This is a genomic window from Planotetraspora phitsanulokensis, from assembly GCF_016863295.1.
GTDB lineage: Bacteria > Actinomycetota > Actinomycetes > Streptosporangiales > Streptosporangiaceae > Planotetraspora > Planotetraspora phitsanulokensis.
The window spans coordinates 1-14,595 of the sequence record NZ_BOOP01000008.1; the positions used below are offsets into that span (position 1 = coordinate 1).

Below are 14,595 nucleotides of genomic sequence, written 5' to 3' on the forward strand. Positions count from 1 at the left end.
AGCTCACGAGGCCATCGCCGCATAGAAACGTCTCCACGCTTTCAGGGGATTGCCAGTTCCTCCTGCCGAAGTGGCCAAGCGCGCCGGCCACAGTGTTGACGTTCTTCTCCGTGTCTATGCCAAGTGTATGGATGGGCAACAAGAGCGCATCAACGGGAAGATCAACGAGGCCCTCAACGATTAACCCGGGTTTCGGATGAGTAACGTCCTCGCCTGCTGCGAAGCGGGATGCGCAGACTCAAATCGGACCGGGATGCCAATAGTCTCTACGACATCGACACTCTGGCCTGCGGAAACGCGGGCCTTTGCGAAGTATCGGCTTCGCTGGGTCCAGCATATGGCCTCTGGCTCTAGGTGGCGCACTAGACCGGTATGTCCCTGAGGGGCATTATCGTTCTTCCCATGAATCAAGAGATCTCATGGTGGACCCAGCTGGCATCGGCTGTGATTCTTGCAGTTTTGGGCGCGGCGTTAACTCTAGCCATTCAGCGGTTCGGCGCCCGCAAGGAGAGCATGCATAAAGATCTTGAAGCATGGCGTGAGCTTCAGGTCGAGTCGCTGATAAAAGCTCAGGAGGCGGTTAACGCTCTATGGCATATGGCGTGCTCGGTGGACGTTAAATCTCAAGCGCGTGAAGACGCTGCTAAAGTGCTTGCAGGCTACGGCGACGTGCTCATGTTTTCGGCGAGATTGGACGATCAGGGCTTAATTGGTGCCACTCGGAAATGGGCTGAGGATGTGCTCGCGCACTACAACTATGCCGTCTCAAAGTCTTCCCCTAGCATGAAGGTAATGTTTCCGAACCTGAGGCTAACTGAGGACTACGGCACACTGGTAACGCGCATGGGATTTGCGCTGCGTGACGTGCGGCAGCTGCGAAATCTTCCGCAGAGATCCTCAGAGTAGCGTGTCAAGTTAGATGGTCGGGTAACCGTATGGCCCAGTCCTAGATTAGTTTATGCGGCGATTGCTTATCGTTTCTTAATCCATGGCAAGCCAGCGCGCATGGCGCCCTTTTTTTGGGGGGTGTAGCGCTCGCGACGCCGGTAGTTTGACTACAGTGATAATGTTCGCGGGGTGCCAAATATTCTACTTCGCTTCATGGATCGCCACTGATGCTGATTATCCTCATGCTTTCCGTGCTGTTCGTGACTATGTGATCAGCTTGATGCTCTTGGCTCGGTGCGGAGTCCGGTTGATCCATACGGTGCGTAGGCTGGCGGTGCGTCCTCCAGCGATGTCCTTGATGAAGTGGTCGCCCACCATCCATCCGCCCATGGAGAGGGTCGCACCGCAACGCTGAGCCGCGATCTCGAACAGGCCAATGTCGGGCTTGCGTATGCCTTCGGCGCCCGACAACGCGTAGCCATGGACCACATCGGCCAGTCCGGTCCGCTGGATCTTGCCCAGCTGGTTGTCAGCCATTCCGTTGGTGACGATCCCAACCCGCCACCCTTCCGCCCGTAGCTCCGAGAGACCGGCCAGAACCTCGGGACGGCACTCGACGAGGTACGGCATACGCCTGCGGTAGGCAGCCCACAGGTCTTCGACCGGATGGGACAAGCGGAACTGGTCGCGCACGGCACGGAAGAAGAGTTCCCGATGTGGGAGGCCGTTGCGGTCCAGGCTGAGCAGCCAGCCGACGCCGTCCTGGCCCAGGCCGTGATCCTCAGCGAACTCCTCGGCCCACGACACGAATGCGGCGTCGAGATCGATGAGGGTGTTATCAAGGTCGAAAAGGGCCAGGCGCTGCACGAGCCTCAGCCTAGGGAGGGTCCATGAGGCTGCGTACCGCGGGAACGTCCGGGAGCTTCCACGTCGAGAAAGCGGCTGTGACGTGGGTGAACATCACCCGGACTGGTTCGCATATGGTTCGCGATCATTGACCTAAGGCTGCATATGGCTGCTCTCAGCTGCCTACGCCAGGGTGAGTCACAAGAGAGAACTCGCAGGTCAGGGGTGATATCGCAAGGTCAAAAAAGTGCCCCCGGCAGGATTCGAACCTGCGGCACCCGCTTTAGGAGAGTGGCGGCCATACAGCTACGGCGCCTGGTCTGAGCTGTACCAACGCCCTGCACGACGAGTACCAATAACAAGATCATCCCGTGTATGTCCCGCATTCAAAGCTGCCCGCTGGTTGCCGAATCCACGTCCACTCTGAAGTACGATACGTCGCCCTACATGCGGGGCTGGGTATGACACAAAGCCTTGATCCACAGGCCAGCGTCATCGCTGATCTCCTCGGCCCAGGATGGTGACAATGCCCACCAGGACCCCTCCTCCTGCTCCCAATCCAACGATGAGGGAATGGGGCCACGAAGCGCCATCCGCCAGCATCAACGATGTCATCACCGTCGCGGCAAGGCCTGAGCTGGTGAGTGCCATCAGGGCGCGTTCAGAAAGCACGGTGATCTCCTCGTTGGTGGTCTTCGTGTGTTGACGAGTGGTGATGTCTTGGTGGCTACCGGGCTCGGGGTGTGTCGGGTGCCGTTGGCCTGGCTTGATGGGAGCGCCCTGGCTGGCGATCCCGGCAGTCGAGATGTGTGAATCTTGGGTGTGGTCGGTGTGCGCCATAGTTCCTTCAGTGGCATGGATTGCCTGCGAGGTTGATGTCACTGAGGGTTTAGGTGGTGTCGCCCGCTTTCCCCTCGCTATGGCCGCCAAGAAAAATTTTGAGGTTCCCCGAGGGGAAGCTCGCTGCGGCTGCATAGAGCAAGGTGTTCAGAACTTTCATCTCCCGGGCCGTGATGTCCTCCACGGTCCCTCCCAACCCCCGAGGGAGCGAGTATGTCGATGGCGCATCTCGCCCAGCCCAGCCCAGATCGGACCGCGCTTGACAGTGAGGTGGATGGGCCAGGCCAGGGCGGCGTATCGGTCGATGGCGATATTGAGGACCTTGCCGAGAGCGAGGAAGGGGCACAGCTCCTACTGGTCGAGGCCATCACTGAAGTTGACATTGACCGCGTGGAGCAGGAGTACGCATCCGAAGCCGAGGTGGAGGACGAAGCGCAGCGCAGGGCCCGGCTGGCCAATGATCACAAGATTGTCCTAGCGATACAGGCGGATTTGGCGGCTGGGGGTCGCGACCTTTTTAAGCGTGCGGTCGACCCGTTGGCGCAGTACGCCTTGCCAATTCTTCGCCGTTGGTTGAGCAGCGGCGAGATTTTCGCCAAGGTTAATGAGATTCGTGAGCGTGCAAATCAGACTCGGGCGCGAAGCGGCCGGGGCCCCCTGCCGCTGATACGTCGTAGTGACGCTGACTGGGGTTGGCTCGGGAAAGAGAAAGATCTGGTCTTCGACCTCCTCGTTGAGGGCGTCGAAAGATTTCGGCGGACGGTTCAGGCAGGCCAGTGGGACCCCAGCCGAGGGGCCTCGTTGAAGACGTATTTTGTCGGAGCCTGTTTGGTCGGATTCGACAAGGTTTACCGTCAGCGCCGCACGGAGCGAGCTCTGCATCGGGCTGTGGTCAGGGCAGGTTCGAGTGATGACCTGGCGGTGATCGAACCTTTTGCCCTGACGAGATCCGGGCGTGGCCCTGAGGCGCAGGTGATCCTGAGAGATCAGGTGGATCGTGTATTGGCCAAGATCCCAGATCTTCAGATGCGTGACGTCCTGGTCTATCGCGCGCAGGGGTACACCCAGCGAGAAGCCGCTGAGAGAAGCGGATTGAGCGAGAAAGCCGCTGAAGGCCGGCTGGCTCGGTTACGCAAACAACTCGCCAGGGAGAACACAGCTCCGGGGACCCACGCAGACTCTGACGGCGCGGAGAGGTGATGATCATGAACGAGCACGAAGCTCACAGCACAGTCGAACTAGTCGACATAGAATCTGCCCGGCACGATGCCGCCGGCGGTGACGCGTTCGATGACTTGCTGGAGGGGTCGTCGCTAGGCAGTCCGGCCGCCCGACGGATTCGGAGTCTGACATCGCCGGACGACCTGCGTCGGTTGAACGGCCGACTTCACACCTCTTTTGCTTCCGCCCATCTTCCTGGGGCCGACGTCGATGACGCAGTGCAGGCTCTGGTCGAAATGTGCAACCGCATAAAGATCGATGACCGATTCTGTCCTCGGTCGTCGGAGCTGATGAAAGAGAATGTAGACGCCTCTCCTGAGGATCAATCCACGAACCAGTTCCGATTGGTGTCGCCATACTCATCGCTAGAAGTGGTACTTAGTCGAGTTATAGAACACCAAGAACCTGGCCGAAGCGGTGACGTCGCCTTCCCCGTAGAGGCGTCATGGGCGGCGATGCGTCTGGTTCAGCGACTCTTAGCACGGCCTGGTGGGCCAGCCCGTGCCCTCCAATACATCATCGACCAGGACGTGGTCGATGACGTGGGCCAAGACGTTGCTATCGCCATTGCTTCGACTACGCTTTCAAGCATCAGCGCTTCTTCGCCGGTTGTGGTGCGCGCCTGCACGGCGGCCGTGGAAAACAGTTTGATATCCCAGAACATGGTTCAAGACTTCACCGATTCCAAGGCTGCCGCACTCGAAGAGCCTCCATGCTGGGAAGACCTGACTCCACGTTCTCGGCCGTGGCAGGCGTATGACACCGGTGGCACGGATCGAGTTGGACCCAGTGTAGAAGCGAAGGGTCCTTCGTTCCTGCTCAACAAGCAGCAGTCCGCGGTTGGTGGCAGCCCTCACGTCGTGAAACATCCGTCATCCGGCAGTAGGCAGACGTTACGGAATCTGCTACCGCGGGAGAGAGTCGCGAGTCTTACTCCTGTAATGCAGGATCCGACGTGCACACCCATAGTGCTCCCCGCCTTAGTGGGTACCGTGCACCAGGGAAAGTCCAATCTTCTATCCGCCATGAGTGTGCTTCCGAGCCTGGGCGGCGATCTTCTCGTACCGGATCGACGGGATTGCGGCGCCGATCTGCAATGGCTATCACGAGTGGATCGGTGCTTTTCGCCTGGTGCGGGGCGAGGATGGTGGCGTTGTCGCAGTGAGGAGGCGTACGAACGCGCCTGGGCCTCTCGCGTCGTAAACGATCTTCGGGTTCGGTTCTGGATGTTACTGAAGAACCATCCGATGGAAGTCCTGATCGTCGACCTTGGTCGAACCGATAGATCCCAGACGTCAATCGAGTCGTGCCGTCTGGTTCGAAACTACTATTGGGAACGCATCATTGATGATGTGATTTCCAGCACGTTCGGATTTGTGCGTCACGACGTACAGGAGCTATTGGAGCGGGCCACAGCCAGACTCGTGGATTCTTGGCGCCCGTATGATCGGCGACTCTTGTCGTTCCGCCTTCCATTCTGGGACAGAGTCTCTGATCAATGTCACTCGAATTCGTATGTATTCTCACAAACTTCCGGTGACGTTGTCGCTGTGCCACAATGGTGGCCGGGTCCGACATGTCGCCAGCCGGCGCTACCGCTGGCTGGAAGTCCTGTGGTAGGCGCCGAGACTCGGATATACGGCTTAGAGGCGCCCTACCGGCTCGAGCAGCTTGATCACGTGCTGAGTTGCCCGTTACCTTCGGGCTCCGCGAGAACGCGAAATGGTGTCCCCCCAATTTCGTCACAAAAAGCTGACCGTTGGTGGCCGAAGGTCGAAGTCGCATCTCTCCGACCGGAGGTCGGGGGGTTCGATGGTGGATGGCCCATCAGTGATCCGCCTTTTCTTGATGATCTCCTTGCGAGAGTACGGCGTTCAAATAGTGATCAGGATCCCTTCGATATGCCCTTCAGTGAGACTTCGGATCGCATCGATAGCGGCAGTAACCAGCCACTTAATTCGGCTCTTCACGGTTGAGGGTGTAGTCGTGGTCTGAACCCGCCGGTCTCGAGCAGGCTTCTGGCGATGTGGTTGGTAAGGTTGCGGAACCCGAGTGCTGAGCCGCGGAGGTGTTCGAGGCGTCCGTTGATCGCCTCCGTGGGCCCGTTGCTGGTGCCAGGCCAGTCGAAGTAGGCGAGCACGTCGTCGGCACGCTTCTTCAGTGTCCGACCGAGCGTGACGACCTCGACAAGAGCGGCCGGGACACCATGGCTGACTGAGTCGATCAGTGCGGTCATCAGGTCCCGGCCACGGCGGCGGTCTTCGTGGCGGTAGGCGGCGATCATCCGCTGGTAGATGCCCCAGGTCGCCTCGACCTCGACATGCTCCTCGACGGCGAACAGAGCACGCAGCCGGTGGATCTGCTTGTCGGTGAGCAGCCCGGCCCCGGTATGCAGCGTCCGGCGCGCGGAGTAGAGCGGGTCGCCCTTGTGGCCGCGGTGTTCGTGGATGGCCTGCTGGACCCGGCGCCGGCACCGATCGAGCGCGTCGCTGGCCAGGCGGACCACGTGGAAGGGATCCATCACCGCGACTGCGTCAGGCAGCTCCTCGCTCGTGGCGGTCTTGAACCCGCTGAACCCGTCCATCGTGACCACCTCGATCCCGTCGCGCCACGCCTCTGGGCGAGCAGCAAGCCAGGCCTTGAACACCTGCTTTGAGCGGCCCTCGACCATGTCGAGCAGCCGTGCTGGGCCGGTGCCGTCGCGGATCTAAGCGCCGCCACCTGCATCGACGTTGGGTGCGCTGAGCGCGGATGAGATCGTCAGGCGGGCTAGCGTTCGGTGCGACAGAGGAATCGCGGCAGGGTAAGACAGCAACGAGGCTCCCGGGCTGCGGCATTGGACCTTGGTCGACCGCTGTCTTTACTGGGAGCCTCATCTCATCCCAACCCCAGCCTCGTACGTCCACTGTGACCAGCATCATCACGATGGAAATGGCTCATTGGATAGGTCATCTCAAATAGCCCTGCCGTGGTCTTGGATACGGCGCCATTCCTCGTCCAGGTACTGCTGCTCATCGACCGGCTGTGCCTCAAGCAGCGCGTCAATGTCCTTGGCGAGGTCGCTCGGGCGGGCGATCCTGTTGAAGACGTCCGCCTTGAAGTTGGTGCGTGCGACCAGGCCTGTCTCCACGGTGTTCTTCGCGATCAGGCGGTGCACCATGACCCGTTCGGTCTGGCCCATCCGGTAGGCCCGGCCGACGGCTTGCCATTCGGTCGTGGGCTTGTATTGCGGCTCCATGATCACAACTACGGATGCAGCTTGGATATTTAGCCCGGTGCCGCCGATTTCGATCTGTAGAGCCAAGACAGCGAAGCCCTCGCGCGCAGTGAACTCATCGATCAAATGATCGCGTCTGGATTGGGGAACCGCACCGCTTATCTCGCCACACTCATCACCGAACATGCTCTTGGCTGTGGAAACGACATCACTGAAGAAGCTAAAGACCAGGAGCTTTCGCCCACCATCCTTGCACTCTCGAGCGATCTCGGACAGGTATTTCATTTTCGCGGAATTCGGACCATTGGCCGTGGATAATTTTCGGCGTGCGTCCATCAGATTGTGGTCGGCGATGGCCGTGTTGTACGCCTTGGATTCTGTTTTCCCCACCTGGATCAGCTCGTCATGCCAGATGAGCGTTGGCAGCTCCTCCAATACCTCCTTTTGATTTCGACGGAGATAGACGTGTGCGATCTCTCGACGGAACTTGTCGTCCTGAATATGAGCGGTCGTGCCGTCACCAAAGATCTCCCGAAGCCTCTGTCCCTTTGCGGGACTGACAAGCGCGGCCAGGTCGATGAACTCCTTGGCCTTGTTCTCCATTGGGGTGCCCCCCATCACAAGAGCCCTGCGCCCGCGTCGCATCAAGGTCGCCGCTGTCTGTGTCCGGCTGGTCTCGGGGTTCTTCACGTAGTGAGCCTCATCGACAACGACGAACCCGAGCTGTGGCAGCACCTCGTCGGCAAGTTTGTTCGCCTGGTTGAAGGAGACCACGAGGATGCCTCGGTCGATGTTCCAACGTCGTAGCGTGTCCGCCGCGTCGGGACCGCGGTACGCGTGACCAGCCACCTTGTGCAGGGTCTCGTCGATCTCCTGAAGCCAGTTGTCGATAAGAGATGCGGGACAGATAACCAGGTGATGGTGCTGGCTGTCGTGTTCTATCGCATGGGCGATGGCCGCCAGCGCTTCGATCGTCTTGCCTAGGCCCATCTCGTCACCCAGCAGAGCTTGTTCTACGACGAGGGCGAACTTGGCGCCGAATTGCTGGTAGAGCCGTAGATCTCTTCGCACCAGTGTCAGATCCAAGGGCTGGGCTTCGATCCGCGCCGCCAGGTCAGGTGGAAACAGCGGCTGTGTGAGCCCATGAAGAACGCTTGCTTTCTCCTGAGGATCGCCTTCCTCAAGGGTGAATCGCTCTAGCAGGGATAGCAGGCTTGCACTGGATCGTTGCCAGGTCGCTCGCAGGTCTGCGCCGCTCTGCGGTTCGCTGCTAAGGCGATGAACGTGATCGATCTCGCGTGCCATTTTTTCCAACGCCTTGCCCGTCAAGGGCGACCTCGCGCGCCGGCGAGCTGCGTCGTACAGGTCACGGGTTTGCTGCCTGCTCCGCTTTGTGCTGAACGTCCACGGCCACCATTTGGTCGCCCGCTGGACCGAATTGAGATCACTCGCGAGCGGTCGCAGGACGTCCCATTGTGGAGATTGAGCGAGGAACCTGGTCTCGGCGTAGGCGTGAAGTGCACGTACCAGTTCTTCATCCTCCTCCCGCCATTCCTCAGAACTCGCAGGAGGCCGTAGGTCCGAAGCCGTGAGACGCCGGGCGTTTTTCAACCCTTCGTGCAGCTTGCGGACCCCCGCTGGGCCGATCCCGGGGATGCTCCCGAGCCTGGCCTGCTGTCGCTGGACGTCGGCGGCTGTGTGCAAGCCGCCATTGTGAAGAGCAGCGGTGGATATTCGAGGGGCCTCGTAGATCATGTCGGTGACCGGCAACTCTCGCAACCGTTTGGTCACGCTGGCGTGTTCCCGGTCACGGAGTGCAATTCGCAGATGCTTAGCGCAGCTGGCGACCAGAGTATGGCTATGTCCCTCCAATGGGTCGATGGTCGGCAGCAGTTCTGTTGCCCACCTGTGAATCTCCTTACGTTCGTGGTGAGTTGGGGGCATGCCTGATCCCATCGCTCGTTGAGGCGCTTTCCGCTGTTTTGTGAAGTCTGTTTTGCCTCGTCGAGGCACAGCGACATGGCTGTGGATATCGAAAGCGAGACCAAGAACGCGGTGCGGGGGCGGCGGGCCAGGGCTATGACGGCAGACTCTCTGCCAGGTCGTTCAAGGTGGCGTTGACGACTGGCCAGCACATCTCCACCGTGTCTCTGTCAGGAGTGTGACTCATTCGCACTTGGAGATGCGGGTGGACCAGGTTGCGAAAGTCCCTGAGCGCGTGACAGAGGCGAAGGACGTCTACCGCTATGAAGCCGTTGTGGTGAGCGAGCTCGATTAGGTCGTGGAGATTCTTTTTTCCGAGCGAGCTCTCGGGTATAGATAGCCGATCTCGTGCGGCATCGAGGAGGACTCCTTCGAGAAGGCTTCCCAACATGATGATCGCCGCCACGTGGCATCCGTTGTCGCTGCAGGTGCGTGCTTCATCGAGTCGACCTTGCAGCACCTTGGCTAGCTGGGCGTCTTTGACTACCTGACTCATCGTGACCTTGAGCGTGACGGGCGCGAGGGATCCGGGTGTGGCAAGTGTGGGATCGCATTCGATCACTCGTGGACGACCTGTGGGCCTCTCGACCTTGTATCCCTCGTGGATCAGAAAGTCGTTGAGCATCTTGGTGACCCGTGCCGCCGTGTCTGCGGGCTCTCCTAGATACTCTCTCTGGTCGCAGAGACGGAGTATCACCTTTTCGATGTCGTCGGGAGCCTTGCGCCGTTCCAGCAGGCGATCCGTCGTCCATTCTCTGCGCGGCCCTCCGTCGTAATCCGGGACATCGGTCCATCCCGCGCCTAGGAGGAACCCCGGCAGTTCCCATCCTTGGCGGCGGAGAGGCCCATCGTCGCCGCAGATGAGGCGGGCCAGCTCTTGTAGGGTTTTGTCATCAAGACGTTCCATGGGTCTCCTCGCCGGTGTCGTTTGAATTTCTATCTCCCGTTTCCTGAAGATCTACGGGCCTCCAGGTAGAAGCAATGGGCGATCCATCGGTGGCTATACCGGGCGATATGCCTCGTAATTCCAGTTCCCGCCAGAGTGGTTGCAGCGCCGTATCCGGATCGAGGAAGAAGTCGCCCTCACGCAGCCGCCAAAACTCCCAGCCCGCGCGTCGTAGCTCCTGTTCGCGGATAATATCTGCGCGTACCCGCTCGGGCGTCGAGTGCCATTCGCGTCCGTCGCATTCGACAGCCAGCTTGCCGTGTCCACCGGTGACGACTAGATCGATCCTTTTCCCTCCGCCTGCGGGAACCTGAGGAATCACGTGGTACCCGCGCTCGCGGATACGTAGGAAGACACGCTGTTCGAATAGGGAGTCGAAGGGCCGGTGTGGCACGTCGGGTCGTATGTCCACGAGTTCGGTGGGGGTCAACTCGCCGGTGATCGGCTCGCTCATCCACGTGAGGAGCGAATGACGAAGATCATTGGTTTTAAGGCGATGCGCCGGAACTGAGGTGAAGAGCCACATTTGATCGCGTGCACGGCTGGCAGCCACATTGAACCGCCGGCGCTCCTCTTTCTGCGCACCGGCGATTCTAGGCGGATCTGTGACGACCATTGAGAGGATGATCACATCACGTTGGTCACCCTGGAAGTCAGCCGGTGCACCCACGCGCAACTTCCGGCGCTCCTGCTCTGGCACCCCGATCTCCTTGCTGATCAGGCGTTCCAGTACGTGGATCTGGCCCAATCCTTGAAGCACGACGACGCCGAATGTCTTGCTTGTGTAAGCCGGATCAGCGAATAGTTCGCCTAGCTTTTCGACGATCTGCTGTGCCTCGGTTTCGTTGCGTATCTTGGAGTCTCTGCCCTCGGTGAAGGCATTTGCGACGTACTCGACGCGCAACGGGTCCAGCCGATCGGCACCGAACTGGCGTAAAGGCACGAGGCGGCCGTCGTAGAACTGTCGAGATGACCAGCCGATGATCTCTGGCATGCAACGGAAGTGGTCATTCAGCCGAATGACCTTGGGGAAGCGGGCTGACAGCAGAGTGTAGAGGTTTGCTGTCGGAGCGAAGTCGTCCCGGAATGCCGGACGCATGTCCGGGAGATATGTGTCGAGTCGGTCATGGATCGGTTTTAGTTCTCCGAACCCCATGGCGGACGGTGCACACTGCTGGTCATCGCCAACAACGATCACGTGCGGCGCGAGCCACAGCAGGAATGCGGCGTCAATGCGCACCTGGCTTGCTTCATCCACGATTACGACATCGAAGGAGTCCGGCTGTGGCTGAATCGTCTCCGCAACGAGCGGTAGCGGCATGATCCACGCGGGCACGGCCCCCTGCGCGAGGGACATCGCGTCTCGTGCGGCATGGCGATAACGCTGGGCGTACCGCTTGCTGGTGCCCTTGCCGAGATTGGTCATCCGGTTCTTGTATGCCTGAAGTGCCTGACGCTCCAGCTGCGTCATCCTCGTCAAGCAATGCAGCCATGCCTCTGCGGCGGCGAGCTCGGCTGTGATGTCGCCCAGCCTTTGCTCGGCTGTCTCCGATTCTTGTGCGAGTTTCTGGTCGCGGAGCGGGTCGCTGAGGCGGCGGCAGTATGCCGCAGCATGCCCCCATGACCAAACGGCTTCTAAGTCGGCCAGCCGCTCAGCCCACTCCGGCTTGTCCGATGAATCGACCATGCGTGCGGCTAACGCGGGATGGGCGGCGCGCAAGCGCTCGATGAGCTCGTCACACCGCTGCTGGTCACGCCGCAGCCGCAGGGCAGTTGCTAACGAGTGGAGACCGTGCTCGTACGCTGAAGCATCACGCTGTCGTGCTGCCTGACCGAGGTGCCACGCGTGGGGTGAAGGCTCCACCAAGAGAGGTGTGAGCTCGCCCTGGAGCGCGTCAAGGACTACGACGGCACTTTGCGCGGCTGCTTGGTCGCGGCCCCACTGGATATTCTCGAACAACTCATCCCAGCCGTCGGGCGTACGGACAGGATGACGGAGGCCCGAGGCGAGCAGAATCGCATCGATCTCTTTGCAGACTTCGCCGAACGACCGGATCTGCTCCAGATCGTCGGCTCGATCACGAAGCGCCGACAGTCGAGCGGCCAAAGTTCCAGTCAGGGACTTCGCCCCCGCCGACTGCCAATGCTCAGCGAGAGCTGTGACGACCTCCTGCGCACGGAGATACACGAGGATCGCGTCCACATCCTCCGCTCTTTCGGGCGGAAGCCCGTCCACGGAGCACCGGGACAAGATCGGCTCCGCCTCCCGGACGGCGCGTGGTTTTATGAGGCCGCCCAGCTTCTTCCCGTCGGCCAAGTGCCGGCGCAGCGCCATACTGATCCGCACCATGGCCGCAGCCTCTTTGGCGTCAACCTGCGGAATATGCACCTGACGCAGGCTCAGCGCGGTAAGCGCCCTTTGGTGCTGCGTAACCCCGCTGGAAATGTCATGCAGATGCTGCCATCGCCCCTGGTCTCGGCCGGCGAGACTGTCAAGCAGTGCTCGGCCACGCCATTCAGCTCGGTCCCATGAGGTTGCCCGCTGCGATGCCCCAAGACGGTGCAACGCATCCAATCCACGTTGCAGAAGCTGTTCCACCGAATCGAGTTGCGGCTTGGGTAGCTGGCTGAGCAGCTCCCCAAGGATGCTCGGCGCCGCCCTGTCCTGTACGGCAGCCGCCTTCACGAGCTCTTTGAAAGCTTCTGGGCTGGGCACGTCCCGCGCGTCAGGGAGGAACTGATGGACGAGTGCCACCCGCTCTGGTGTCATCCCTAGAAGGAGGTGACCAAGCTCCAGCGCCTCCGGCTTTGTCAGAGGTGGGGTCTGCGTTATCTCATTCGGAAAAGGCCCGACCCAGTCGTATCGCGGTGCGACAGCCTGCACGGCTTCGATCACATCGGCTCGTGTACCCGAGTAACCCTTGGCAACCTCACGCTGGACTGTCTCGCTTTCTCGCAGTTCGAAGATGTCGTTGCGGAGAGCGGCGCGAGCTCTCAGGGCCTCCGCATGCTGTTTCCGTAGGAGCGCTATGGCACCCGCTAACTCATAGGTATCGGCACTCGTCACGCGATCGGAGAGTGCGGTTATGGTACGTTCCAGCTCCTCGACTCCGCGGCCACCCTGGGACGCAAGGCGGACGCACAACTCCTGGAGGGGCCGAGGAAGCATGTCCCTGACAACAGAGAGTGCCTGGTCTTTAGCGCTGGTCACTAGCACACGCTTACCGCGTGCGAGCAGGGCAGCGAGAAGGTTCGCAATCGTGTGTGTCTTTCCGGTACCGGGCGGGCCTTGGACCACGACGGCAGTGTCACTCTGCAGCCGCTCGAGTACCGATTGCTGTGCCGCGTTCGCCGGCAACGGGAAGAGCGGATCTGCACCGAGCAGAGGGTCGGCGGAGTGACCAGACCGAGTCCGCCAGGCGAGACGCTCGTCCTGTTCCAGATCGACCACGAGTTGCGCCAATCCGAGGGGCGCGGTCGCCCCGGGCGCCTCGAGAGAGTCCAGAACCCGTTGGTAAAGATCCACAAGAACATTGCTGTCCCGCTCACGAACGATTAGAGCGGGCGAAAGCGTCATCACTGCGACTCCGTCCACGGAGTCGGGACGATCCCAACCTTCAGAGAACCGGACAGCATGATCTAGTGCGAGGGAATGCCATTTCTGCAGGAGGCCGCGGACCTCGACCGACAAGGGACCGAAGGGGTTCTCCTGGAATTGCTGTCGGAGTGCGTCCACGCGCTCGGCTACGAATCCGTCCTCCACCTCGAGAAATTGCCGGTCTTCGAGATGAAGGGGAGCATCGTCGGGGATCCGGACGATGATCCCGGCCGTCTGCTTATCCACAGACAAGTCAAGACGCACGGTGACCAGGTGGCGCTGCACCTGGTCACCTCTGCGCGAGTCCAAACTGAGCAGTCCCACCCCAAGGACGACTTCGAGCGTGTCGTCGTGCTGACTCAAACGACCGATGACATTAGCGATCTCGCGATGCAACTTCCTGCGAGGCTCTGCTGCCTGTTCTGCTTCCGCCCAGCTACGCCAATTGCTGAGCCACTTCTGAAACACCGAGGTGACACGCCGTTCGTCTTCCATTGGCTCGGTGGCCGGGACCAGGGATCCGCTCGCGGCTTCCGCAGAAGGCTCTTCCTGGGAAAGCAGCCTGGGATCGCCGTAAGGGTCAGATACTTGATCGATATCTACAAAACGCGTCAGCAGATCGGGGACCTGCGGAGGTGGCATCCGAGGCTCGTAATCGAGCACGAGCACGGTTCCATCCTGGCGTTCGCCTGGTCGCTCAATCCCTTCTGGAAGGTCGGCTAGCCACCAGACCCCCTCCCTTTCCTTGTACTTGTCGCAGTTACGGATCGAACGGCGACCAGCGCGCACCAAGTCTTGGAGGTAGGCAACCAATCCGACAGTGGCCCGGAGCACCGACGGGTCGGTCGCGGTTCTGACCTCGGATGTCGGCATGGAGTGTCCCCCTTGTGAGTAGCAAGCCTTTCAGGATCCACCGAGATCGCTCATCGATCAACCGCTTCCTCAAAATTGACCCAAAGCGGCCAACCTTGATCTTTGTCTCCTGCGGGTCCGCGGGACGTCAACACCTCTAGCGCGGAAGGGCGGGCCTAATGATCGCGATCCGGCCGGCCAGCC

Annotated in this window: 8 protein-coding genes and 1 pseudogene; 2 read left to right on the top strand and 7 right to left on the bottom strand. The window is 60.5% G+C overall.

The genetic code is table 11. The features are described from left to right. Window positions 1-402: 402 nt before the first annotated feature. Complete coding sequence (locus Pph01_RS09940; protein WP_204072733.1) at window positions 403-906, top strand: hypothetical protein; 504 nt, start codon at window positions 403-405, stop codon at window positions 904-906. Window positions 907-1,152: 246 nt separating this feature from the next. Here Pph01_RS09940 and Pph01_RS09945 read toward each other — a convergent pair whose 3' ends face one another. From Pph01_RS09945 to Pph01_RS43290, 3 genes are all read right to left on the bottom strand, one after another. After that, window positions 1,153-1,755, bottom strand: a complete 603-nt coding sequence (locus tag Pph01_RS09945; protein ID WP_239116561.1) for an HAD family hydrolase — start codon at window positions 1,753-1,755, stop codon at window positions 1,153-1,155. A gap of 471 nt (window positions 1,756-2,226) precedes the next feature. After that, window positions 2,227-2,574, bottom strand: a complete 348-nt coding sequence (locus tag Pph01_RS09950; protein ID WP_204072734.1) for a hypothetical protein — start codon at window positions 2,572-2,574, stop codon at window positions 2,227-2,229. Window positions 2,575-2,623: 49 nt separating this feature from the next. Beyond that, on the bottom strand, window positions 2,624-2,758 hold the full coding sequence (locus tag Pph01_RS43290) for a hypothetical protein (protein WP_275412814.1): 135 nt from the start codon (window positions 2,756-2,758) through the stop codon (window positions 2,624-2,626). Window positions 2,759-2,787: 29 nt separating this feature from the next. Here Pph01_RS43290 and Pph01_RS09955 point away from each other — a divergent pair, with 29 nt between their 5' ends. Then, the gene (locus Pph01_RS09955) at window positions 2,788-3,774 is read left to right on the top strand and encodes an RNA polymerase sigma factor (RefSeq protein ID WP_204072735.1); all 987 of its coding nucleotides are present in this window, start codon (window positions 2,788-2,790) and stop codon (window positions 3,772-3,774) included. A gap of 1,987 nt (window positions 3,775-5,761) precedes the next feature. Here the strand turns inward: Pph01_RS09955 and Pph01_RS09960 are convergent. The 4 genes and pseudogenes from Pph01_RS09960 to Pph01_RS09975 all read right to left on the bottom strand — a co-directional run. Further along, window positions 5,762-6,502, bottom strand: a pseudogene (locus Pph01_RS09960) (ISL3 family transposase); the annotation flags it as partial. A 246-nt stretch (window positions 6,503-6,748) separates the two neighbouring features. Beyond that, entirely contained in the window at window positions 6,749-8,803 is a 2,055-nt protein-coding gene (locus Pph01_RS09965; protein WP_204072736.1) for a DEAD/DEAH box helicase, read from the bottom strand. A gap of 286 nt (window positions 8,804-9,089) precedes the next feature. Further along, a complete protein-coding gene (locus Pph01_RS09970; protein WP_204072737.1) occupies window positions 9,090-9,902 on the bottom strand; it encodes a DUF4145 domain-containing protein in 813 nt (270 codons plus the stop codon). Next, a complete protein-coding gene (locus Pph01_RS09975) occupies window positions 9,889-14,412 on the bottom strand; it encodes a PDDEXK-like endonuclease domain-containing protein (protein WP_204072738.1) in 4,524 nt (1,507 codons plus the stop codon). The genes Pph01_RS09970 and Pph01_RS09975 overlap by 14 nt, the downstream gene beginning before the upstream one ends. Between the last annotated feature and the right edge of the window lie 183 nt (window positions 14,413-14,595).

Bases quoted from the DNA above. Each gene is read 5' to 3' on its own strand.
- Pph01_RS09940 (WP_204072733.1), top strand. From the start codon at position 403: ATGAATCAAGAGATCTCATGGTGGACCCAGCTGGCATCGGCTGTGATT.
- Pph01_RS09950 (WP_204072734.1), bottom strand. From the start codon at position 2,574: ATGGCGCACACCGACCACACCCAAGATTCACACATCTCGACTGCCGGG.
- Pph01_RS09955 (WP_204072735.1), top strand. From the start codon at position 2,788: ATGTCGATGGCGCATCTCGCCCAGCCCAGCCCAGATCGGACCGCGCTT.
- Pph01_RS09970 (WP_204072737.1), bottom strand. From the start codon at position 9,902: ATGGAACGTCTTGATGACAAAACCCTACAAGAGCTGGCCCGCCTCATC.
- Pph01_RS09975 (WP_204072738.1), bottom strand. From the start codon at position 14,412: ATGCCGACATCCGAGGTCAGAACCGCGACCGACCCGTCGGTGCTCCGG.